The 21320-nt window shown below is 74.8% G+C and carries 18 protein-coding genes; 12 read left to right on the plus strand and 6 right to left on the minus strand.

Annotated features, from left to right (window positions below; genetic code table 11):
* Entirely contained in the window at positions 1-525 is a 525-nt protein-coding gene (locus BCD49_RS29195; protein ID WP_131803586.1) for a hypothetical protein, read from the minus strand.
* Here BCD49_RS29195 and BCD49_RS43745 point away from each other — a divergent pair.
* The gene (locus tag BCD49_RS43745) at positions 518-1036 is read left to right on the plus strand and encodes a hypothetical protein (protein WP_071042129.1); all 519 of its coding nucleotides are present in this window, start codon (positions 518-520) and stop codon (positions 1034-1036) included. The genes BCD49_RS29195 and BCD49_RS43745 overlap by 8 nt on opposite strands.
* A 75-nt stretch (positions 1037-1111) precedes the next feature.
* Here BCD49_RS43745 and mftR read toward each other — a convergent pair whose 3' ends face one another.
* Complete coding sequence (gene mftR, locus BCD49_RS29205; protein WP_007520380.1) at positions 1112-1732, minus strand: mycofactocin system transcriptional regulator; 621 nt, start codon at positions 1730-1732, stop codon at positions 1112-1114.
* 291 nt (positions 1733-2023) lie between these two features.
* Here mftR and BCD49_RS29210 point away from each other — a divergent pair, with 291 nt between their 5' ends.
* The 9 genes from BCD49_RS29210 to cas6 all read left to right on the plus strand — a co-directional run bounded on the left by BCD49_RS29210 (position 2024) and on the right by cas6 (position 12313).
* Positions 2024-4120 carry a mycofactocin system FadH/OYE family oxidoreductase 1 gene (locus tag BCD49_RS29210; protein WP_007520382.1) on the plus strand — a complete coding sequence of 699 codons (2097 nt, stop codon included), beginning with the start codon at positions 2024-2026 and terminating at the stop codon, positions 4118-4120.
* Entirely contained in the window at positions 4117-6141 is a 2025-nt protein-coding gene (locus BCD49_RS29215) for a mycofactocin system FadH/OYE family oxidoreductase 2 (RefSeq protein ID WP_071042130.1), read from the plus strand. The genes BCD49_RS29210 and BCD49_RS29215 overlap by 4 nt, the downstream gene beginning before the upstream one ends.
* An 88-nt stretch (positions 6142-6229) precedes the next feature.
* Positions 6230-6388, plus strand: coding sequence for a hypothetical protein (locus tag BCD49_RS43750; protein ID WP_007520388.1), 159 nt, complete (start codon positions 6230-6232; stop codon positions 6386-6388).
* A 43-nt stretch (positions 6389-6431) separates the two neighbouring features.
* Positions 6432-7658 carry a mycofactocin-associated electron transfer flavoprotein alpha subunit gene (locus tag BCD49_RS29220; RefSeq protein WP_241832419.1) on the plus strand — a complete coding sequence of 409 codons (1227 nt, stop codon included), beginning with the start codon at positions 6432-6434 and terminating at the stop codon, positions 7656-7658.
* On the plus strand, positions 7651-9018 hold the full coding sequence (locus BCD49_RS29225; RefSeq protein ID WP_007520763.1) for an FAD-dependent oxidoreductase: 1368 nt from the start codon (positions 7651-7653) through the stop codon (positions 9016-9018). The genes BCD49_RS29220 and BCD49_RS29225 overlap by 8 nt, the downstream gene beginning before the upstream one ends.
* The gene (locus tag BCD49_RS29230; protein ID WP_007520765.1) at positions 9015-9455 is read left to right on the plus strand and encodes a ferredoxin family protein; all 441 of its coding nucleotides are present in this window, start codon (positions 9015-9017) and stop codon (positions 9453-9455) included. Before BCD49_RS29225 ends, BCD49_RS29230 begins: the two co-directional genes overlap by 4 nt.
* A 51-nt stretch (positions 9456-9506) precedes the next feature.
* On the plus strand, positions 9507-10490 hold the full coding sequence (locus tag BCD49_RS29235) for a mycofactocin-associated electron transfer flavoprotein beta subunit (RefSeq protein ID WP_241832420.1): 984 nt from the start codon (positions 9507-9509) through the stop codon (positions 10488-10490).
* Between the two features lie 254 nt (positions 10491-10744).
* Positions 10745-11140: a DUF2267 domain-containing protein gene (locus BCD49_RS29240; RefSeq protein ID WP_007519431.1), complete on the plus strand. Its 396-nt coding sequence runs from the start codon at positions 10745-10747 to the stop codon at positions 11138-11140.
* A gap of 267 nt (positions 11141-11407) precedes the next feature.
* Positions 11408-12313, plus strand: coding sequence for a CRISPR system precrRNA processing endoribonuclease RAMP protein Cas6 (gene cas6, locus BCD49_RS29245; protein ID WP_007519429.1), 906 nt, complete (start codon positions 11408-11410; stop codon positions 12311-12313).
* Positions 12314-12381: 68 nt separating this feature from the next.
* Here cas6 and BCD49_RS29250 read toward each other — a convergent pair whose 3' ends face one another.
* From BCD49_RS29250 to BCD49_RS29260, 3 genes are all read right to left on the minus strand, one after another.
* On the minus strand, positions 12382-14283 hold the full coding sequence (locus BCD49_RS29250) for a serine/threonine-protein kinase (protein WP_232794010.1): 1902 nt from the start codon (positions 14281-14283) through the stop codon (positions 12382-12384).
* Positions 14284-14553: 270 nt separating this feature from the next.
* Complete coding sequence (locus BCD49_RS45960; RefSeq protein ID WP_063630154.1) at positions 14554-17640, minus strand: helix-turn-helix transcriptional regulator; 3087 nt, start codon at positions 17638-17640, stop codon at positions 14554-14556.
* An 83-nt stretch (positions 17641-17723) separates the two neighbouring features.
* A complete protein-coding gene (locus BCD49_RS29260; protein ID WP_007519422.1) occupies positions 17724-17945 on the minus strand; it encodes a hypothetical protein in 222 nt (73 codons plus the stop codon).
* 405 nt (positions 17946-18350) lie between these two features.
* Between BCD49_RS29260 and BCD49_RS29265 the strand changes: the two genes are divergently transcribed.
* Positions 18351-19355 carry an ABC transporter ATP-binding protein gene (locus BCD49_RS29265; RefSeq protein WP_007519420.1) on the plus strand — a complete coding sequence of 335 codons (1005 nt, stop codon included), beginning with the start codon at positions 18351-18353 and terminating at the stop codon, positions 19353-19355.
* Positions 19352-20227 carry an ABC transporter permease gene (locus BCD49_RS29270; RefSeq protein ID WP_007519419.1) on the plus strand — a complete coding sequence of 292 codons (876 nt, stop codon included), beginning with the start codon at positions 19352-19354 and terminating at the stop codon, positions 20225-20227. The genes BCD49_RS29265 and BCD49_RS29270 overlap by 4 nt, the downstream gene beginning before the upstream one ends.
* Before the next feature lie 92 nt (positions 20228-20319).
* On the opposite strand, the gene BCD49_RS29275 is transcribed toward BCD49_RS29270, so the two are convergent.
* Positions 20320-21267 carry a DMT family transporter gene (locus BCD49_RS29275; protein WP_007519417.1) on the minus strand — a complete coding sequence of 316 codons (948 nt, stop codon included), beginning with the start codon at positions 21265-21267 and terminating at the stop codon, positions 20320-20322.
* Positions 21268-21320 lie beyond the last annotated feature (53 nt).

A 21320-nucleotide genomic window follows, 5' to 3' on the forward strand; every position in this document is an offset into this window, starting at 1 on the left:
TCAGCTGTCCGCGGACGTGCGGCGGCGCGCGTGGCCGTTGTGCGTGCTGGCGCCGGCCACGGCCGCCGCACCGGCGGCGGTGCCGGCGTGTCCGTTGTGGCTGTGCTCGTCGTCGCCGTGCCCGCGGTGGCGCAGGAAGTCCCAGGGCGCGGCGCCGGTCGCCGGCGCCTCCGGCCGGGTGTGCTGCGCCACCCAGGTGCCCGCCGCGACCGCGGCCACGACCGGCCATTCGACCACCTCGAACGCCGCCAGCGCGCCGAGCCCCAGGTAGTAGGCCGTCTTGCGCGGCGAGGGCAGGTCGAGAGGACCGACCCGCCAGCCCTCGGCGCCGGCCCGCTCCGCGTCCCCCCGCGTCGCGGAGGGCTCGAGCATCGGGGCACGGCGACGGTGAGGACGCTCCAGGTTGACCCGCAGGAACGGCAGCCGGAACGAGGCTGCGACCGCCTCATGCTCCTGCGAGACCGCGTCCAGGACACCGCGGCGGTACCAGTCCTCGGCCGCCGTCGCGTGCTCTCCCATGCTCACGGCGTTCGCCTCTCTGGCATTCGTCGCCGTCGCGACGTCGCGGCCGTGCCGAGTGGTCGACCGGCCGGTCGACGAGGCGGGCCGCTTCGTCGCGCCGGTCGTGCTGGCGCCGGCGGCGCGCCGGGCCGTCGTGCCCCGGGCCGTCGTGCCCCGGGCCGTCGCGCCCCGGGCCGTCGCGCCCCGGGCCGTCGCGCCCCGGGTCGTCGCGCTCCTGGTACCGGTGGCACCGGCGGTGGCCACGCGCGACGAGGTCCCTCGGGCGGCCGAGCGAGCCGCGGCCGGCCGGGCGGCGGACGACCGCGTCGCCGCCGACGACGTCGCCGCCGGACGCGCGGCGGTGGAACGGGTGGCCGTCGAACGGGTGCCGGTGGAACGGGTGGCGGGCGACGCGGCGGTCCGCGTGGGCCGGGCCAGGCTGTTCTCATCGGGGCTGACGGTCGTCGTTCGCGCCTTCGACGGCATGGCTGTTCCCCTTTCCGCCCAGGCAGCGGCGACAGTCGGCTACGCTTAGTAACCGCGTTGAAGCCAAGTGTCTACCATGCGGGACGGCCGATCGCCCGTCAGCCAGCCGGGCCCGTCGGGTCCTTCACGGACGGCGCCCGCCACGCTCGAGGGGCGAGAGCGGACGGTCGAGACCGTCCACCAGCAGCCCGAGCGCCCGGTCGAGGATGGGGATCAGATCGGCGCCGGCGTGGGCGAGCCACTCCTCGTAGCCGGCGATCGCGACGCCGAGAAACGCCCAGGCCACCGCTTGCGGCTCGAGCGCGCCAACGTCGCGTCCGGTCCGCTCGGCGACGAACTCGGCGACCACCGCCCGCCACCGGGCGTAGCGCAGCATGGAGTGCGCCTGCAGGGCGGGGGTGCGCAGGATGAGCGCCATCCGTCGCCGGTGCCAGTCCGCCTCGGCGGCCGGGTAGCTGTTGAAGTCCAGGATCGCGCGGCGCAGCGCCGGGAGCACCGGCACGTCGGGCGGGGTGGCGGCCAGCGCCGCGCGCATCGTCTCGAGGTGGGCGTCGAACTCCCCCCAGGCGACGTCGTTCTTCGACGCGTAATACCGGAAGAACGTGCGCCGCCCGATGCCCGCCGCGGCCGCGATGTCGTCGACCGTGGTCGCGTCGAACCCGCGCTCCGCGAAGATCAGCAGAGCGTGCCGCTCGAGCTCGGCGGCGCTCGTCACCGGCCGGCGCCCGGCCCGTCCCCCGTTCACCCTGGACCCATCCCCCCGGCTGGCGCCATCTCCAGGAACCGTGCCATCTCCAGGAACCGGGCCGTCCCCGCGGACACGGCCGGTGTCGCGCTGCGCGACCGCTCGCGCGGAGCCGGGCTCGCGGAACGCATCAACCGATCCCTTTCCTTTGGCATCGGGTGCCAATATGCTTCCTGTCACCCGGCAAGTTGTGACATCGGGTGTCACAACCGGACGGGCCGCGAGCGCCGCCCGTTCCGGGAGGTGCCCAACCCATTGCGATGTGGACGGACATCACGGTATGGCCACAGCATGAACTCGATCGACGGCGACACCGACGCGGTGCCCGCGCCGCCACTTTCGGTGCCAGCGCCGACACCGGCGGTGGCACGCTCCGTGAGCCTGGCGCTCGCCGAGCCGTTCGCGTTGCGTGAGCACACCGCGCCGTCGCGTGTCCTGTTCGGCCCGCACGAGACGAACCTCGCCCGCCGCCGGGACATCTCCGACCGCCACGTCGCCTACTACGCCCGCCGCGCCGCGGGCGGCGCCGGCGTCATCGTCACCGAGACGGCGTCCGTCACGGCCGACGACTGGCCCTACGAACGCGCCCCGTTCGCCGCCGACTGCGGCCCCGGCTGGGCCGCGGTCGGCGAGGCGGCCCGCCCGCACGGCACCTTGGTGCTCGCCGGGCTGGGGCACGCGGGCGGGCAGGGCTCGAGCGCGTACTCGCAGTCGGTGCTGTGGGCGCCGTCGCCGGTCGCGGACGCGGCCAGCAGGGAGCTCCCGGCCGAGCTGGAGCAGGACGGGATCGACGCGGTCGTCGCCGGTTTCGCCGCCGCCGCCGAGCTCGCCGCCACCGCTGGCCTCGCCGGGGTCGAGATCGACGCCGGCCCGCTCGCGCTGCTGCGCCAGTTCCACTCCGGGCTGACGAACCACCGGGGCGACGGCTACGGCACCGACCGGCTGCGGCTGACCCGCGAGGTGCTCACCGCGGTGCGCGCGGCCCTCGGCCCGGACAGGATCCTCGCGCTGCGGCTGTGCTGCGACGAGCTGGCGCCGTGGGCCGGAGTCACCCCCGAGCAGGCCACCGAGCAGGTGGACGCGCTGGCCGGCCTGGGCCTGCTCGACCTGCTCGTCGTGGTGCGCGGCGGCCCGTACTCGACGACCGCCTACCGGCCGACGTCACACACCGAGCCGACGTTCAACCGCGACCTGTGCGCGGCGATGCGGACGGCGGCGGCGGGCCGGGTGCCGGTCGTGCTGCAGGGCAGCGTCGTCGACGTCGACGCCGCCGAGGCCGCGCTCGCGGACGGCGTCGCCGACCTCGTCGAGATGACCCGCGCGCAGATCGCCGACCCGGAGCTCGTCGCCAAGGCTCGCGCCGGGCACGCGGAGCGGGTGCGGCCCTGCCTGCTGTGCAACCAGGCCTGCCGGGTCCGCGACAACCGCAACCCGATCGTGAGCTGCGTCGGCGAGCCGCGCAGCGGCCACGAGACCGAGGACGCCCCTCCCGAGGGGAAAGACCCGCGGCCGCGCGAGGTTCTGGTCGTCGGTGGCGGCGCGGCCGGGCTGGAGGCCGCCCGGGTGTTGGCGTCGCGCGGCCACCGCGTCACGCTGGCCGAGGCGGGCGAGCGGCTCGGCGGCGCGCTGCGGACCGCCGCCGTCGGCCCGGGCCGCGAACGGCTCGCGCTGCTGGTCGACTGGCTCGCCGCCGAGTGCGCCCGCCTCGGGGTGCGGTTCCTGTTCGAGAGGACGGTCACCGCCGCCGAGCTGGACGCCGCCGAGGCGGCCGGCCTGGCGGTCATCCTCGCCACCGGCTCGGTCGCGGCGGGCCGGGTCTACCCGGCGCCGCCAGGAGCGGTCCCGGTCCCGGCCCTCTCGGCGCTGGCGCTGCTCGACGGCGGCGTCGGGGTGCTGCCCGACGGACCGGTGGTCGTCCACGACCCGGTCGGCGGCCCGGTGGCCGTCGGGATCGCCGAGTGGCTGGCCGGCGCCGGCCGCGAGGTCGCGCTGGTCGCCCCCGACCAGGTCGCCGGCACCCTGCTGTCGCTCACGGGCGACCTCGCTCCGGCCAACACCCGCCTCGCCCAGGCGGGCGTCCGCCGCGAGCTGCGGGCGCTGGTCCGCGAGGCCGCCGCAGGCCGGGCGGTGCTGGAGGACGTCTGGACCGGCGCCCGCCGCGACATCCCCTGCGCGGTCATCGTCGACTGCGGCCACCGCCTGCCGATGGAGGCGCTTTACCTCGAGCGCCCCGGCACCCCGCGGGCCGGCGACTGCGTCGCGCCGCGCGGCGCGCTGGAAGCCGTCCTGGAGGGCCGCCGCCGCGCCCTGGAGGTCGCCACCACGCCCCCCAGGCAGCGGCGCGCGCCGGCCGGCGCCGCGAGTGTGAGCGAAGGGGCGGGCCGATGAGCGCGACGGGCCGGTACCGGTACCTGTTCAGCCCGCTGCGGATCGGGCCGTTGACGGTGCGCAACCGGGTGGTGTTCTCGGCGCACCTGACGAACTACGCCGCCGACGGGCTGCCGACCGAGCAGCACGCCGCCTACTACGCCGCCCGCGCGGCCGGCGGCGCGGGGCTCATCATCACCGAGGAGCACTCGACCCACCCGACCGACTGGCCCTACGAGAAGCTGATCCACGGCTTCAACCCGGCCGTCATCCCCGGCTACCGGCGGATCACCGACGCCGTGCACGCCCACGGCACGCCGATCCTGGCGCAGATCAACCACAACGGCGGCCAGGCGTCGAGCATGTTCTCCCGCCAGCCGGTGTGGGCGCCGAGCCCGGTGCCGGACCCGCTGTTCCGCGAGGTTCCCAAGGCGCTCGAGCCGCACGAGATCCGCGAGGTCGTCGCGGGCTACGGGCTGGTCGCCGAGCACTGCGTGGCCGGCGGGTTCGACGGCATCGAGCTGCAGTGCTCGCACTCGTCGATCGTGCGCGGCTTCCTGTCTCCCGCCACCAACAAGCGGACCGACGCCTACGGCGGGTCGCTCGTGAACCGGGCCCGGCTGCTGTTGGAGATCGTCGACGCGGTGCGCGCCGCGATCGGCCCGGGCAAGGCGCTCGGGGTGCGGATCTGCGGCGACGAGCTGATCGAGGGCGGGACGACGATCGAGGACGCCGTCGCCATCGCCCAGCTGGTCGAGGCGCAGGGCAAGGTCGACTACATCAACACCTCGATCGGCGTCGCCACCGCCACGCTCTACATGATCGAGGCGAGCATGCAGGTGCCGCCGGGCTACGCGATGTTCATCCCGAGCGCGATCCGGGCCGCCGTCTCGCTGCCCGTCGTCGGCGTCGGCCGGTTCAAGGACCCGCTGCAGGCCGACCGGGCGCTCGCCGCCGGCCATGYGGACCTCATCGGCGTCGTGCGCGGCCAGATCGCCGACGCCGACTTCGTCGCGAAGGCCCGGGCCGGGCACGCCACCGAGATCCGCACCTGCCTGTCGTGCAACCAGGAGTGCGTCGGGCGGATGGGCCTGAACCGCTGGCTCGGCTGCATCGAGAACCCGCGCACCGGCCGCGAGGCGGTGCCGCTGCCGGCGCCGCGCCGGCGCGGCCTGCGGGTGTTCGTCGTCGGCGGCGGGCCAGGCGGGCTGCAGGCCGCCGTCACCGCCGCCGAGCGCGGCCACCACGTCACCCTGTTCGAGCGCTCCGACCGGCTGGGCGGCCAGGTGCTGCTCGCGGCGAGCGTGCCGAGCCGGGCCGAGTTCCTCGACATCACCCGCAACCTGGTCGCCCACGCGCAGCGGGTCGGCGTCGACGTGAAGCTGTCGACCGAGGTGGACGCGGACCTGCTGCTCGCGGAGAAGCCGGACGCGGTGATCCTCGCGACCGGCGCCGCGCCGAACGCCCCGTGGTGGGCGGGCGGAAACCCGCGGGTCGTCGACGTCCGTGACGTGCTGGAGGGACGCGCGGTCCCGGCCGGCAGGGTGGTCGTCGTCGACGAGCTGGGCTTCCACCAGGCGACGTCGGTCGCGGAGCTGCTGGCCGACCGCGGCTGCCAGGTCGAGGTCATCACCAACGGCATGGTCGTCGGCCAGGACCTGGGCGTCACCCTCGACATGGAGCAGTGGAACGTGAAGGCCGCCGTGCGCGGCATCACCCAGGCCACCGACCTCGTCCCCATGGGCACGACGCCCGCCGACGACGGCGAGGGCGTGGTGCTGAGCCTGCAGCACCACCCCACCGGGACCGACCAGACCAGGACCGCCGACTGGATCGTCTGCGCCGTGCACCAGCGGGCCGACGACACGCTCTACCGGGCGCTGCGCGCGGCCCGGACCGGACTGCCGGCCGGCCCTCATAGCCCCGAGGGCCGGCCGGTGGGCGACCTGCCGTTCATGGTGACCCGTGTCGGCGACTGCCTGTCACCCCGCCGCGCCCACGCCGCCGTCGTCGAGGGGCAGCGCGCGGCGGTGGCGCTCTGATGGCCACCGGCCACCACCCCGCCGGCCACCGCCCCTCCCGGGCGGACGGGCGGCGGGCGGACGGGCGGCGGGCGGACGGGGGCGCGGCGTGATCTACGAGATCGAGTGGACCACCGGCGAGGAGGTCGCGCCGGGCTTCCTCGCCCTGTTCATCGCCGAGATCGAGGCGGACAGCCTCGACGAGGCCCACCTCGTCCTCGACGACATCGTGATGGAGAGTGATCGTCTGTGGCGCGAGTTCTGCTGATCGTCGCGGGCGGCCCCACGCCGACGGACGGGACCGGCGCGCGATGATCGAAGCCGTGATCTCCGATATGCCGCCGACGACACCGGGCTCGCCGGCGCCTGGCTCGCCGGCCGAGACGCCGGCACCCGGCCCGATGACCCGGCCCGGATCCCGGTCTGGGTCCGGGCCGACGGTCGGCGGGACGGTGGCGGTCGTCGTCGCGCGCGGCGGGCAGGTGCCGCCGGGCGGCGCAGAGGCGGTGGCGGAGGCCGGCGGGCGGGTGCTGGTCGTCGGCTCCGGGGCGGCTGAGGCGGCCATGACGCTGCACCACGCGACCGGCGGCGGGCCGGCGGCCGAGGTCTGGTGGGCCGACACGGGCCCGGGCCTGCGGGTGGGAGCCCTCGCCGCGTCGCTCGCCCCGCTGCTTGCCGGCGCGGACCTGGTGGTGCTGCCCGCGTCGGCGGACGGCCGGGACCTCGCGCCGCGGCTGGCCGCCGAGCTCGCCGTCCCGCTGCTCGCCGGCGCCGTCCAGGTGGGGCTCGCGGGCGACGGGGAGGTGCGGGCGGAACTGGCCCGCGTCGACGGCCGGCTGCTGGTCGCCGCGACCTGCGCGGTGCCCGCCGTCGCGACGCTGCTGCCGGGTGCCCGTTCGGTGTACGGCGGCTCGGCGGAACCGGCCCGCATTCCCCAGCAGACCTCTGCGGGCACCCGGGGGCCGGTCGAGGTGGTGTTGCCCGCCGCGCCGGACGGCGTCGTCGACGTCGAGGTCGTCGAGGTGCTGGAGCCGGACCCCGCGACGATGGACCTCGGCGAGGCGCGCCGGGTGCTCGGCGGCGGCGCCGGCCTCGTCGCCCGCGACGGCGGGCTGGCGGGTGTCGAGCCGGCCGCGGCGTTCACGCTGCTCGCCGGCGTGGCCACGGCGCTCGGCGCGTCCGCCGGCGCGACCCGGGTCGTCACCGACGCCGGCTGGATGGGTTACGAGCGCCAGATCGGCACCACCGGCATCACCCTCGATCCCGAGCTCTACATCGCGTTCGGGGTGTCCGGCGCGAGCCAGCACACGGGCGGGCTCGGCGCGCCGCGCCATCTGGTGTCGGTCAACACCGACCCGAGCTGCCCGATGACCGCGATGGCCGACCTGGGCCTGGTCACCGACGCGGGTGAGCTGCTCGTCGAGCTCGCCCGCCGCCTCGGCGTGCACGTCCCCGCCGGCGCTCCGGTCCCCGCCGGTCCCCCGGCGAGCCCGGCCGCCGACGTTCCCGACCCCCGCGGGGAGACCACCCATGGCTGACGACCAGGCCCTGTACGCAGGCCCGGCCAGCGTCCCCGGCGCGCCCCGCGGCGACCGGCCGGCGGATGTCGACGTCCTCGTCGTCGGCGCCGGGCCCGCCGGCGCCGCGGCGGCGCTGGCCGCCGCCAGCGCCGGCGCGTCCGTCGTCATGCTCGAACGCGGACCGTTCCCCGGCTCGAAGAACGTCTACGGCGGCGTCATCTACGGCCGGATCCTCGACACCGTCGTGCCGAACTGGTGGGAGGAGGTGCCGGTCGAGCGCTGGGTGGTCCGCCGCTCGACGATGGTGCTCACCGAGACGCAGGCGCTCACCGTCGACTTCCGCACCCAGAGCTGGGCCGGCCCGCCGTACAACGGCATGACGGCCTACCGCGCCGACTTCGACAGCTGGCTCGCGGGCAAGGCGACCGCCGCCGGCGCGCGGCTGGTCACCTCGACGGTCGCGACCGGGCTGCTGCGCGACGCGGCCGGCCGGGTCGTCGGCGTGCGCACCGACCGGGCCGACGGCGAGCTGCGCGCCAAGATCGTGATCGCCGCCGACGGCGTCAACTCGTTCCTGGCCAAGGAGTCCGGCCTGCTGCCGAAGGCCGACCCGAAGCACCACACCCTGGGCGTCAAGGAGGTGCTGTCGCTGCCGCGCGAGGTGATCGACGAGCGCTTCGGGCTGCGCGGCCAGGAGGGCCTCGACATCGAGATGCTCGGCAACACCCGCGGCATCCCCGGCGGCGGCTTCCTCTACACGAACAGCGACACGGTCAGCATCGGCGCGGTGCTCGCGCTGCCCGGCCTGGCCGCGGCGAAGGTCCGGCCGGAGGAGATCATCGCCGACCTGAAGGCACACCCGGCGATCGCGCCCTACCTGCGCGGGGCGACGGTGAAGGAGTACGCCGCGCACCTCATCCCGGAGGGCGGCTACGACCACATGCCGGCGCTCGCCATGGACGGGATGCTGGTCGCCGGCGACGCCGCCGGGATGACGCTCGCCGCCGGCATCTGGCTGGAGGGCGTCAACTTCGCGATCGGCTCCGGCCTGGTCGCGGGCCGGATCGCCGCGGAGGCCGCCGCCGCTGGCGACGCGTCGAAGAAGAGGCTGGCCCGCTACCGCGACGAGCTGGAGAAGCAGTTCGTGCTCGCCGACCACAAGCGGCTGCGCGGCGCACCCGAGATCATCCTGTCGGAACGGATCCAGCGCCGCTACCCGGGGCTGGTCGCCGACCTGGTCGAGAGCCTCTTCACGGTGACGAACCCGGAGCCCAAGCCGGGCGCGCTGGCACTGCTGCGCCGGGCCGCGAAGCGCAACGGTGTCAGCCTGCGCGAGCTGGCCAGCGACGGAGTCAAGATCGGAAAGGTGTTCCGGTGAGCCGGTTCGGGATCAGGAAGTCGGCGCGCGCGGCCGGCACGTCCGCGGACGCGGGCGCCGGCGAGCCCGCCACCACCGGCCCTGCGGCCACCAGCCCGGCCACCACCGGGGTTGCCGCTGGGGCAGCCGCTGCGGGCGCCGGCGGCGGGCGGTTCGGCGACATCGCGTTCGACGACCGGATGGCGACGGTCGACTTCCGGGTCGGCGAGCGGGCGCACATCGTCGTCGACTCGGACGTCTGCCGCTCCTGCACCACCCGGGCCTGCGTCACCGCCTGCCCGGCGAACCTGTTCGCGCCCACGGCGGACGGCGGGATCCTGTTCAACTACGAGCAGTGCTTCGAGTGCGGCACCTGCTACATGGTCTGCAACGGCGAGGGCGCGCTCACCTGGACCTACCCCGACGGCGGCCAGGGCGTCGTCTTCCGCCAGGGCTGAGGCGGGCGGGCTGAGGCGGACAGGGCTGAGGTGGCGATGAGGAGCACGGCGATGACGAACACGACCGGCGACGGGGCGGGCGCGGGTGGCCCGCTGGTCGCCGTGTGCCTGCGGGTCGCCGACCTTCGGCCCGAGGTCGACCCGCTGACCGGGGCGGTGACGCGCTCGGCGCACGGCGCCGGGCTGTCGGCGGCGGACGAGGCGGCGCTGGAGCGCGCGCTGACGATCGCGGCGGCCTGGGAGGGGCGTGTGCTCGCGGTCGCCGCCGGCCCGCCGATCGCCGACGGGCCGCTGCGCGCCGCGGCGGCGCTGGGCGCCCAGGTGCTGCGGGTGGCCTGGCCGCCCGCCGGCGAGGGCCACGGACCGGCCCTCGCCGATCGCGGGGGCACGCAGGGGCGGGGGGCGCGGCGGCGGGACGAGCCGTTCGGGCCGGCGGACGCCTACCTCGCGGACCTCGCCGGCGACACCCGCGCGCTCGCCGACGCGCTGGTCGAGGCGATCCGGACGGTGGGCGAGCCGACGCTGGTGCTCTGCGGCGACCATTCCCCCGATCGCGGGACCGGCGCGCTGCCCGCGCAGCTCGCGCACGCCCTCGGCGCCGCGCAGGCGCTCGGCCTGGTGGGTCTGACCCCGGCCGTCGGTGGCTGGCTGCTCGCTGAGCGCCGGCTCGATGGCGGCCGGCGCGAGCGGCTGCGGGTGCCGACGCCCGCGGTCTGCTCGGCCGAGGCCGCCGGCCTGCGGCCGCGGCGCGCGGCGCTGCCGGCGCTCCTGGCCGCCGGCGACGCACCGGTCCCCGTGGTCGAGCCGGCGCCGTCGGCGGCCGGGGCGGTCCGGGTCGCCGACGTCCGCGCCTACCGGCCGCGGGCCAGGGTCGTCGCCCCGCCGGAGGGCGCCACCGCGCGGGACCGGCTGCTGGCGCTCACCGGCGCTCTGGTCGCCCACGAGCCGCCCACGATCGTCGGCCCGACGGACGCCGCGCGGKCCGCGGACGCACTGCTCGCCTATCTCGTCCGCACCGGCTACCTCCCGGCCTGAACCGCCCAGGACTGCCCGAGACCGGCCGGGTCCGCTGGATCGCTCGAGACTTTCCGAACCGGCCCGAACCGGTCCGGACCGCCTGAACCGTTCACGGCCGTACCGGCCGCGAGGCCGTGACCTGGCGTTTTGTCCGCGGCACACCGGGGACGAGCAGAAGTTGTCGGCCACGGACCGGTTGGGTCCGGCGCGACGCCAGGTCGCCAAGGCACCGGAACACGAAGGCGCCAGGTCACGAGCGGGGGGCAGGCGAGATGAAGCAGGACCAGCTGGTATCCGCGATCCGCGTCACCGGTGGGTTCGAGTCCGCGCGGCAGGCGGAGATGGCGATGCGTGCCACCCTCACCGTGCTCGGCGAACGGATATCCGGCGGCGAGACGCGGAGTCTCGCCGCCCAGCTCCCGGCGGCGTTCGCCGAGGTGCTGCCACCCAGGGGCGCGGGCGAGCGCTTCGACGTCCAGGAGTTCTATCTCCGGGTCGCCCAGCTCGAGGGCGACTCCTGCACGGCCTCCAAGGCGCGCCGGCACGCCCGCGCCGTGGTCGCGGCACTCAAGGCCGGCATCTCGCCGTCGGAGTTCGAGGATGTCGCCGGCCAGTTGCCCGTCGACTACGCAGATCTCCTCGGCCGCGAGTCCGTCATCCACTATTAACAGCGTCTTCGCCCGACAGACGTCTCACAGCGGTCATCCCTGAACGAACCGAAAATCTACCGCGATACGCTCCAGATGGGGCCCTCGACCGCGACCCGCGGCACATCGGCGGACGAAGCAGCCGTTCTCGCAGAAACCGGTTTCAGGCGTAGCGCTAGAGTGACCCCGGCCACAATGTCGACGGTGCCGTCGGCTATGCTCCCCTCGCGGCGCGGCTGACTGTACCCAGCCGGTTACCCGCCGCGCGGGACGATGGCGGAGGCTCGGATGCCGTCGATACTTCTCGTCCGAATGGCGGGAGCCATTCCGGACGTGCCCCCTCGTTGGCTGCTCACCGCGGCAAGCGCCATCTGCGACCCCGGCGGCAGGACTCATGCCGCCGAGGCCAGGCCCTTCAGCGTCGGCGCGCTGGTGCCCGGCGCCGGGCCCGACCTCAGCGGGCCGCGCGCCCCCGGCGACGCCCACCTCGCCGGCGGACGAGGGCCCTCCGTGTCCGCCGGCGGCCAGCCGGGCCATGGTGGCGCCGTGACGACCTGGCGGCTGGGCTGGCTCGACGACGGCGCCCCGCCGCCCGGGTGGCCGCCGGACACGGTCCGGTTCGGTTCCCAGGTGGTCCCGGTCATCGGCGCCGACCTGCACCGGTACTCCTACGCCGAGCTCGCGCAGGGCCGGCCGGCCCGCAGCGTCCGGCTGACGATGAACACCCCGACGTTCTTCGCCCTGGACGGGCGTGACCTGCCGCTGCCCGACCCGGCGCTGGCCATCGGCGGCCTGCTCGCCCGCTGGAACGCCTACGCGCCCGGGCCGCTGCGGATCAGCGCCGACGACGCGCGGGCCCTCGTCGACGCGGTCTTCCTCGACGGCGTCTGGGGCGCGAGCGCCGAGGTCGAGCTCGGGCACGGGCTGCGTCAGGTGGGGTTCGTCGGGCAGGCCGACCTGCGGCTGCTCGCGGCCACGTCCGACTACATCGCGACCATGTTCACCGCGCTCGCCCGGTTCGCCGCGTTCGCCGGCCTCGGCGCTCGCACCGCCCACGGATTCGGCGCGGTGGACGTCGACGTCGTCGACCTCGCGCCCGCGCCACGGCGGACGGCGCCGGTGGCCGTCCCGACGAGCCGGCGTTCGGACCGCTCCCCGGCCCGCTCCCCCGCTGCAAGGACCATCAGGCTGTAGATCGAGATCATCACGGCGCGGCGCCAGGTCGCCAAGCCGCGGTGCCGGATCGCTGGCCAGCCGTCAGGTCAGCCCCGTGAGACGCTTCCCTGGGTGTCGACGTACACAGGAGAACATCTCCTGTCGGCGGGGGCGTTCTGATTCCAGATGCAGATCCGCACGGAGAGCTTGTAATAGCCGAAATAGAGGTACGACGGCGGCTTGGAGTCCGCCCGGGTGTTGTCCACCGCCGTGAGGCTGACGCGCGAGGGCTCAGCTCCGTAGGCTTCGTCGGTGGTGGTGACCTCGGCGGCGCAGGAGGCGTGTCCGGCGGAGAGTGTTCCGTAGAGGACCCCGGCGAAGTCCATCCAGCCGGCGCAGCCTGGGACGGCAATGTCTGAGCCTGCCTGATAGTTCGAGTCGCCTTCCGGCCCTGCGGGCCTCGCCTGGCTCGGGGTGGACCGCGAGCCAGGTCTGGTCGGCACGGTCCCAGCGGTGGCGACCGAGGAGGCGGGGGTCCGGGGGCTGACCGAGACCACCGGGGTCGACGTGCCGACCGCCGTGGAGGTGTCGGTGGCGGGAATGGTCGGTGTGACGGAGGGACCCGTCGATGCCGGGACGGACAAGGCCCCGGCGCCCTGAGGTTTCGTGCCGGCCAGGGGTCCGGCTCCGCCCTTCGCCGACGAATGATCACCTCCGGGCAGGATGTCGGCGCCGAACAGTCCCAGCGTTACCGCCAAGGCAGCCACCAGCACGGCGCAGACGATGGCCAGCCGTGCCGCTCTGCGCCGCGACCCACCGACGGCAATGCCCGCGCCCGCGGGCGGGGCTACCGGGGATGTCGGGGATACCGGTGCCGATGACGGTCCAGCGAGCGGCTCGGCCCCACCGGTGGGGAGGATCACCGGCGGCACCGTTGTGGAGGACCGCTGCGACGGCACCAGCGACGCGGGCTCGATTGCCTGTTCGTTGACAGGCGGGGAGATTCCGAGGAACGGGGGGGTGCTGGGCTGGCTCGCTGACCGGTCCAGGGAATCGTCGGCGGCACGGCGGACGGCGTCGTCGAGGTGCAGCGGCAGCCCCGCACGGGCGGTCCAGCCGGGGCCGAGGGCCTGGACGGCGGCCCGAGCGAGGTCGAGCGCGAACGCGGTGGCATCCGGGTGCCGGTCCGCGGGGGACTTCGCCAGCGCGCGGAGAACCACGGCGGCGATCCGGGGATCCACACCGGTCATCGGCGGCGGCGGTTGGGTCACCTGCTGGTACCACAATGCCGGCGCCGGCATTTTCGGATCGAACGGCGGCCGGCCGGCCAGCAGTCGGTAGAGCACCATGCCCAGCGCGTACAGGTCGGTTGCCGGCCCCAGCCGGCCGCCCTGGATCTGTTCCGGCGCCATGTACAGCGGCGTCCCCACCATCCGGCTTGCGGTCACCGCCGATTCGTCCAGCAGCTTCGCGAGCCCGAAGTCGCTGACCTTGGGGGTGCCGTCGGCGGCGAACAGGATGTTGCTGGGCTTGATGTCGCGGTGCAAAACCCCGTGGTCGTGAGCATGCGCCAACGCTCCCGCCACCGCCAATCCCACCGCGCAGGCCTGCTCCAGCCCGATATCCGCCTGCCGGTCGGTCAGCGTGCTGCCCGCCAGCAGTTCCATCACCACGAGGCAAAGGCCCTCGGCCTCGACATAGTCATGCGCGCGCAGCACATGGGGGTGGTCCAACCGCGCCAGCACCCGAGCCTCGGCGGCAAAGCTGTCTGTCGACTCGTCGGAGTCTTCGGCGTCCATCACCTTGATGGCGACGGGACGGCCCATCCGCAGATGCTCGCCGGCCAGGACGAGCCCGTATGCTCCCGAACCCAACCTCTCGGCAACGCTGTAGCCGGGCAGCGCCTTCTCCACCCGCTGCCGGTCAACGATCACCGAGCGCCCCCGAGTAACTCGCCGCCCAATCCCCGCCGCCGCGCCACGGTGACCGCAATTTAACCATCCGGCCACATTTCGCCTCGGACCGGTCACGTTCCGCCGTGGGCGGACGGTAGATCAGCGTCTCAAGATGGCCCACGGATGCGTTGGTCAGACCGAGGCGGGCGGTGAGCACGAGGATGTCGTCGGCATCCTTGCGTCGTTGGGCGATGGACTTGGTGACCAACAGCACCAACCGCTCCGAGCAGTCCGGACCGCGGCGACCTCTCCCCCACCGCCGGAGTCGCCAACGGCTGACCGTCCTGCCCCTGGGTGACCCGCCGACGGTGAAGGACTCGACGACTAGCGGCGCGTCACGGGACGGTGGTCGGGGACGGCGGTATCAGCGACGTCGGTGCCATCGAACAGGCGCAGGCGGTGGGCGACGGCCGCGGCCTCGCCGCGAGTGGTGACGCCCAGCTTGCCGAGGATGTTCGAGACGTGCGTGCTCGCGGTCTTGCGGCTGATGAACAGGGCCGTGGCGATCTGCGGGTTGGTGCTGCCGGCGGCGACGAGGCGCAGCACGTCCAGCTCCCGCGCGGTCAGGCCGAGCGGCGGGCCGTCCGCGGTGGCCACCCCGCACTCACCCTCGGCCGCAGTCAGCTCGTCCGCGGAGCCCGGCAGCGCCAGGCGGCCCTGCGCGGCGAGCAGGCGCAGGTCATGGCGCAGCAGGTGCGCGCCGAGCGCGTCCGCGGCGGTCGCGGCGGCGCGCAGCTCGTCACCGGCCGCCGACCGGTCGCCGATGGCGAGCAGCGCCTCCGCCCGCCGGTAGCGCGCCCTGGCCGAGTGGTAGGGCACGCCGAGCGCGGCCCAGGCCTTCGCCGCACTCGCCCACGCCCGCGGGTCCGGCCGGCTCTCGGCCCTGGCCTGCTCCCCGGCGATCACCGCGCGGCAGGCCTCACCGGACACCGCCCGGTCGAACGGCATCTCGGCGGCCAGCGCGGCGACCCTGTCGGCGGCCTCGAGGGCGCGGCGCAGGTCGTCCCGGGCGCGCAGGGCCCTGGCCACGCCCGCGGCCTCGGCGGTGGCGCCCATGGCGGCGGCGAGCAACGGCGCGGCGTAGCGGACCACGTCGGTGAAGTCGAACGTCTCCACGGCGCGCACGGCCGCCAGGGCGGCGGCGACGCCATCGGCCAGCGCGCCCGGTTGGGCACGGCGCAGGTCGACCTCGATGCGCAGCCGCAGGAGCGGCATCGTGTACTGGCTGCCGAGGTAACGGTAGGCGAGTGTGCCCTCGGCGGCGGCCAGCGCCGTCGCGGCCTCATCGAGCCGGCCACGGGCCAGCGCCAGGTCGCCTCTCAGCTGCTCGAGGAACAGCGCGTGGATTCCCACCGGGCCGAGCTCGGTGGTCTCGGCGAGCAGTTTCTCGGCCTCGTCCCAGCGGCCGGCCCCGAACAGCGCCTCGACGACGTTGCCCGCGATGAGCAGGCCGTGGTTGCGTTCCTGGCCGAGCCTGCGGGCCAGCCGCAACCCCTCGCGTCCGGCGGCGATCGCCTCGTCGAAACGGCAGCCACCGAGCCAGGTGTCGGACTCGTTGGTGTAGCTGGACAGCAGCAGGTCGTCGTCGCCCAGCTCCTGGGCGATCTCCCGGCCCAGGCGCGCATCCTCCGGCCAGGTCCAGACGCTGGCGAGGCAGGCGGTGCTCATCAGGGCCTTTCCCTCGACCCGGCGCGCGCCGGTGGCGCGGGCGACGGCCAGCGCCTCCTCGATCGCCTCCAGCGCCGCGGCGCGCCGCGGGATCATCGACAGCGCCTTGCCCAGCGAGACCAGCACCTTTGCCCGCGTCGGCGTGGGCGGCTCGGCGGGCATCAGCCGGACCGCCTCCCGCGCCTCCTCGACCCCGTCCGAATGGCCGAGCATGCGCAACAGGAAGCTCTGCTCCGTCAGCACCAGGGCCTGGCGCACCGGGTCCCCCAGACGGGCGGCCTCAGCACGCGCCTGGGTCGTCAGGTCCAGCCCACGGCGCAGCTCGCCGGCCGTCTTCGCCACCGCGATCGCCGCCTCCAGGACCCCGAGGTGGTCGACACCCGCCCGCTCGGCCGCGTCGGGCACCTCGTCCCAGCTGGCGAGCGCCCGCTCATAGTGCCGCAGCGCCTCGGCGAACGCGAAGGTGCCGGCGGCGGCGCGGGCGGCGGTCAGCAGGGCCGGCAGCGCCCTGAGGTGGTCGCAGGCCGCGTACCAGTGGTAGGCGACCGCCGCGGCGGCCCGCGAGCCGCCACCGACCAGGCCCGGATCGGCCTCCAGCGCCTGCGCGTAGCGCCGGTGCAGATGGGACAGCTCTCCGGGCAGCGCCTCGTGGCGCAGGGCGCCGCGGGTCAGCGCGTGGCGGAAGCAGTAGGCGTCGTCGGCCGGGGCGACCATCAGCACACCCGTGGCGACGGCCGCGCGCAGCGCGTCCCACAGTTGCTCCTCCGGCAGGCCGAGGACTGCGGCAAGGAGGCGGTGCTCTACCCGCTGGCCGCCCGCGGCCGCGACCCGCAACAGGTGGCGCGTCGCCGCCGGCAGCGCCTCGATCCGGGCGAGCAGGGCCTCGCGCAGTGTCGGGCTGATCGTGTCGACCCCGCCTGCGCCGGCGGCGCAGACCAACTCCTCGACGAAGAACGCGTTGCCGTCCGAGCGGTCCATGACGGCGTCGACCAGGTCGTCCGCCGGCGCCTCGCCGAGGATGGCCTCGACCAGCTCGGTCACCTCGGCCCGGCCGAACCGGGCGAGCTCGATCCGCTCGACCCAGCGCTGTCGCTCCGAGCCCGCCACCCAGCGCAGCCGCTCGGACTCGGCGAGGAATGTCCGCAGCGGGTGGCCTGGCCCGACGCCGTCGGCCCGATAGGTGAGCACCAGCGTCGCCCGGCAGCCACGCAGGTTGCGCAGCAGGAACGCGGCCAGGGCGCGGGTGGAATGGTCCGCCCAGTGCAGGTCCTCGATGACGAACAGCACCGGCTGCTCGGCCGCCAGCGCCTCGACGACGCCGAGCACCAGGTCGAACAGCCGGCCGATGCCGTGCCCCTGGACGTCCTCACCCGCGGCCGCGGGGCTGGTGGCGGGGCCGGCGACCTCGGGCAGGAGCCGGGCCAGCTCGTCGCGGCGCCCGCCCGCGAGCCGGGCCAGCGCCTCAGGGCCTATCCGGCGGGCCAGGCCGCGCAGCGCCTCGACGACCGGGGCGAGCGGCAGTCCGTCGCCCTCGAGCTCGACGCAGCCCCCGGCGAGCACGGTGTGCCCCGCCGCGGCGGCCCGGGCGGCCGTCTCCTCCACCAGCCGGGTCTTGCCGACGCCAGCCTCGCCGCCGACGATGACGCCCGCGCCCTCGCCGTCGGCCGCGCGTCGCAGCGCGCCCTCCAGCCGGGCGAGCTCGACCGCGCGGCCGACGAACACCGAGCTGGCGAGTCGCGTCATATCTCCTAGTCTGGCGGACGACTGCGACAACTCCACCCGGTTTTCCGTCACCCGCCTGTAACTCTCGCCTTCCCGGCGCCGCTTCAGCGGCGCCGGCCACTGGCGGTCCGCCGCCCGGCGCCCCGGCCCTCGGCCGGCTCGTCGGGGTAGACCTCCTCGGGATCGAGCGCCAGGCGCCCGCTCTTCGGAGCCTCGGCGGGGGCGCTCGCCCGCGCCGACCGGGCCGACCGGGCCGCCGCCGCGTCCCGCCGCAGCTGGTCGCCGTGCTCGCCCGCCGCCGCCGTCGTGATCTGCCAGGACAACATCGTCTGCCACGTCCTCTCGCGCCCCTCGGCGCGTGCCGCCGTCTTCTCGTGTCGCTATCCACGATCACCGTCGGACGGGGGTGGCGGCATCGGGCAGGTGCCCGATTCCTGTCCGAGCCGACCGCCCTACCCACGGGCGCGGGTGTCGGATAACGGACAGGATCCGGCCCGCGTGGCGCGCGCCGTCCGCGCCCGAGCGACCCGCCCGCGGAGGTCGCGCAGTTGACCTGCGCGAATGGTGACGCCGAGCAGTCAGGCGGTACAGCCACGTGTTTCCAGCCCCGGTCGCCGTCACCCGACGTACACATCAAGGCCGGCATGTCGCCACCTCCGGGGTCGGGAGCGCCTACGGGGTGCCCCTAAGGTGGACGTGACGGACAGCCGATAGACCCCTGAGGTAGGCGGATGATAGAGGCGCGCGGCCTGACAAAGCGGTACGGCAGCAAGACGGCTGTCGACGACCTCACCTTCAGCGTCCAGCCAGGCGTGGTCACCGGGTTCCTGGGCCCGAACGGCGCTGGCAAGTCCACGACGATGCGGATGGCCATCGGTCTCGACCGGCCGACCAAGGGCAAGATCACCGTCAACGGCAAGGCCTACCGGGACTTCGCCGCCCCGCTGTGCGAGGTCGGCGTGCTGCTCGAGGCGAAGGCCGTGCACACCGGCCGGTCGGCCTACAAGCACCTGCTGGCCGTGGCGCAGACGCAGGGCATCCCGCGCCGCCGGGTCGACGAGGTGCTGGGCCTGGTGGGCCTGTCCGAGGTGGCGGGCAAGCGGGTCGGCGGCTTCTCGCTCGGCATGGGACAGCGCCTGGGGATCGCGTCCGCGATGCTCGGCGACCCGGACGTGCTCATCCTCGACGAGCCGGTCAACGGGCTCGACCCCGAGGGCATCCGCTGGATCCGAACCCTGCTGCAGACGCTCGCGGCCGAGGGCCGGACCATCTTCGTCTCGTCGCACCTGATGAGCGAGATGGCGCTGACCGCCACCCACCTGATCGTCGTCGGGCGCGGCAAGCTGATCGCGAACATGTCGGTCGAGGACTTCATCCGGTCCGCCTCCGGCGACCTGGTGCACGTGCGCTCCCCGCAGGCCAGCCGGCTCGCCGAGGTGCTCGACCGCGAGAACGCGAAGACCACGCCCACCGGGCTGGACACGCTGGCCGTCAACGGCCTGACCGCCCAGCGGATCGGCGACCTGGCGTTCGAGGCCGGCGTCCCGCTGCATGAGCTCACCCCGCGGCAGGTGTCGCTGGAGGACGCGTTCATGGACATCACCCGGGACGCCGTCGAGTACAACCACGGCCAGCCGCAGCAGGCCCGTGTTCCGGCCGCCGCGACCTCCGCCGGCGGCTTCGTAGACGACGGCTCCGTCGGGGCCGGCGCGACCAACGCGAGGGGGCAGGCATGACCACCACACCGCTCGGGTCCGGCGAGACCCTCCAGCCGCGGGTAGCGGCGCCGGCACCCGTTCGGCAGCCGGCCGCGTTCCACAAGACCGCCAAGGTCACGATCTCCCGGGTCCTGCGCTCCGAGTGGACCAAGCTCACGTCGCTGCGCTCCACGATGTGGACGATGCTCGCGGCGTTCGTCGTGACGATCGGCTTCGGCTGCCTCATTCCGGCGATCACCGTCTCGGAATGGCACAACTCGACTCCGCAGGAGCAGGCCGAGAACTTCACCGAGCCGGTGATGACGAGCCTGGTCGGCGGCTACTTCTCCCAGATCGCCATCGGCGTCCTCGGCGTGCTGCTGATCACCGGTGAGTACTCGACCGGGATGATCCGCACGTCGCTCGGCGCGGTGCCGCACCGGCTGCCGGTGCTGTTCGCGAAGGCCGCCGTGTTCGGCGTGGCCAGCTTCGCGCTGTCCCTGCTCTCGATCCTCGCCGCGTTCTTCTGCGGCCAGGCGATCCTCCACCAGATCGGTCTCGGCGTCTCGATCGGCGACCCGCACGTGGTGCGCGTGCTGCTCGGTGGGGCGTTCTTCGTCACCACCATCGGCCTGCTCGGGCTCGTGCTCGGAACCCTGATCCGCAGCACCGGCGGCGCGATCGCCGCACTGCTCGGCCTGATCTTCGTGGTGCCGATCATCACCGGCCTGCTGCCCGGCGACTGGGGCAGCATTCACAAGTTCGTCCCGGACGGCGGCGGCGAGGCGCTGGTGACCGTCGTCCGCGACTCGGACGTGATGACGCCGCTTGGCGGCCTGATCGTCCTGCTCGCGTGGATCGTCGTCGGCCTCGGCGCGGCCGCCTACACCATGGTCCGCCGGGACGCCTGAGCCACCTGCTCGAACCGAGGAAGCCCCGGGCTGGCCTGCCCGGGGCTTCCTCGGTTTCGGGACCACCTCGGCGGTTCCAGGACCACCTTGGCCTAGGCCCGGCGTCCGGCGCCGGCCGCCCGGCGGCGCCGGACGGCCTCCTGGACCGGCACCGCGACCGAAGTGCCCACCGGGCGGGACGGCAGGAGCATGCGCGCGAGGCCGGTGACGCCGACGATGACCAGCGCGGCCGCGGCCGTCAGCCCGATCACCTGGTGGGGGGCGGTCGGCGCGGGGACGCCGTAGACGAGCACGGCGAGCAGGTAGGACACGACCGGGTTGGTGATGTTCATGCCGGTCACCGCGCCTGCGAACGGCCCGGAGGCGTAGGCCGTCTGGCTGAGCGTCATGCTCGTGATCATCGCGGCGATCAGTGCGTAGACGTGCCACGAGGCCGCCAGCGCGAGCACGCCGTGGTCGACGAGGAGACCGACGGTGCGCTTGATGAGCACCGCGTTGAGCGCGTAGAAGAACCCACCGGCGATGCCGAACATCGGGGCCCGCAGCGCCGGGGGCCGGCCGATCGACACCACCGTGATCGCGACCCCGACCGCGACCGTGACCGCGATGGCGGCGATGAGGCGCGTGTCGTCGACATGCACGACCTCGGGCGGCTTGCCGCGCACCGTCAGCAGGACACCGAGCCCCGCGGACACGGCGCCGGCGGCCCACCAGGCCCCGTGCGGCAGCGGACGGCCCGAGCCGACCCGGGACAGCGGAAGCGCGAACAGCAGCTGCGCCACGATCAGCGGCTGCACGACCGCCACCGAGCCCAGGTAGAGCGCCCCTGCCTGGACGAGGAAGCCGCCGAGGTTGGCCAGCCAGCCGGCGAACCACAGTGGGTCACGCATCAGGGCCAGCATCAGGCCGTGCCCGGGGACGACCCGGTCGAGCGCCAGCGAGCCCCGGCGGCTCGCCCGCATCGCGGCCCGTTGCTGCAGGACGGCCGACAGAGCCCACAGGAACGCAGCGAGGAGGCTGAGCGCGACGACGATCAGCACGGTGGGCGGGACGCCTCGGCGGCGGTGAACACGCCGTCCGCGCCTCGCATGGG

Source organism: Pseudofrankia sp. EUN1h (assembly GCF_001854645.1).
In the GTDB taxonomy this organism is placed as follows: domain Bacteria; phylum Actinomycetota; class Actinomycetes; order Frankiales; family Frankiaceae; genus Pseudofrankia; species Pseudofrankia saprophytica.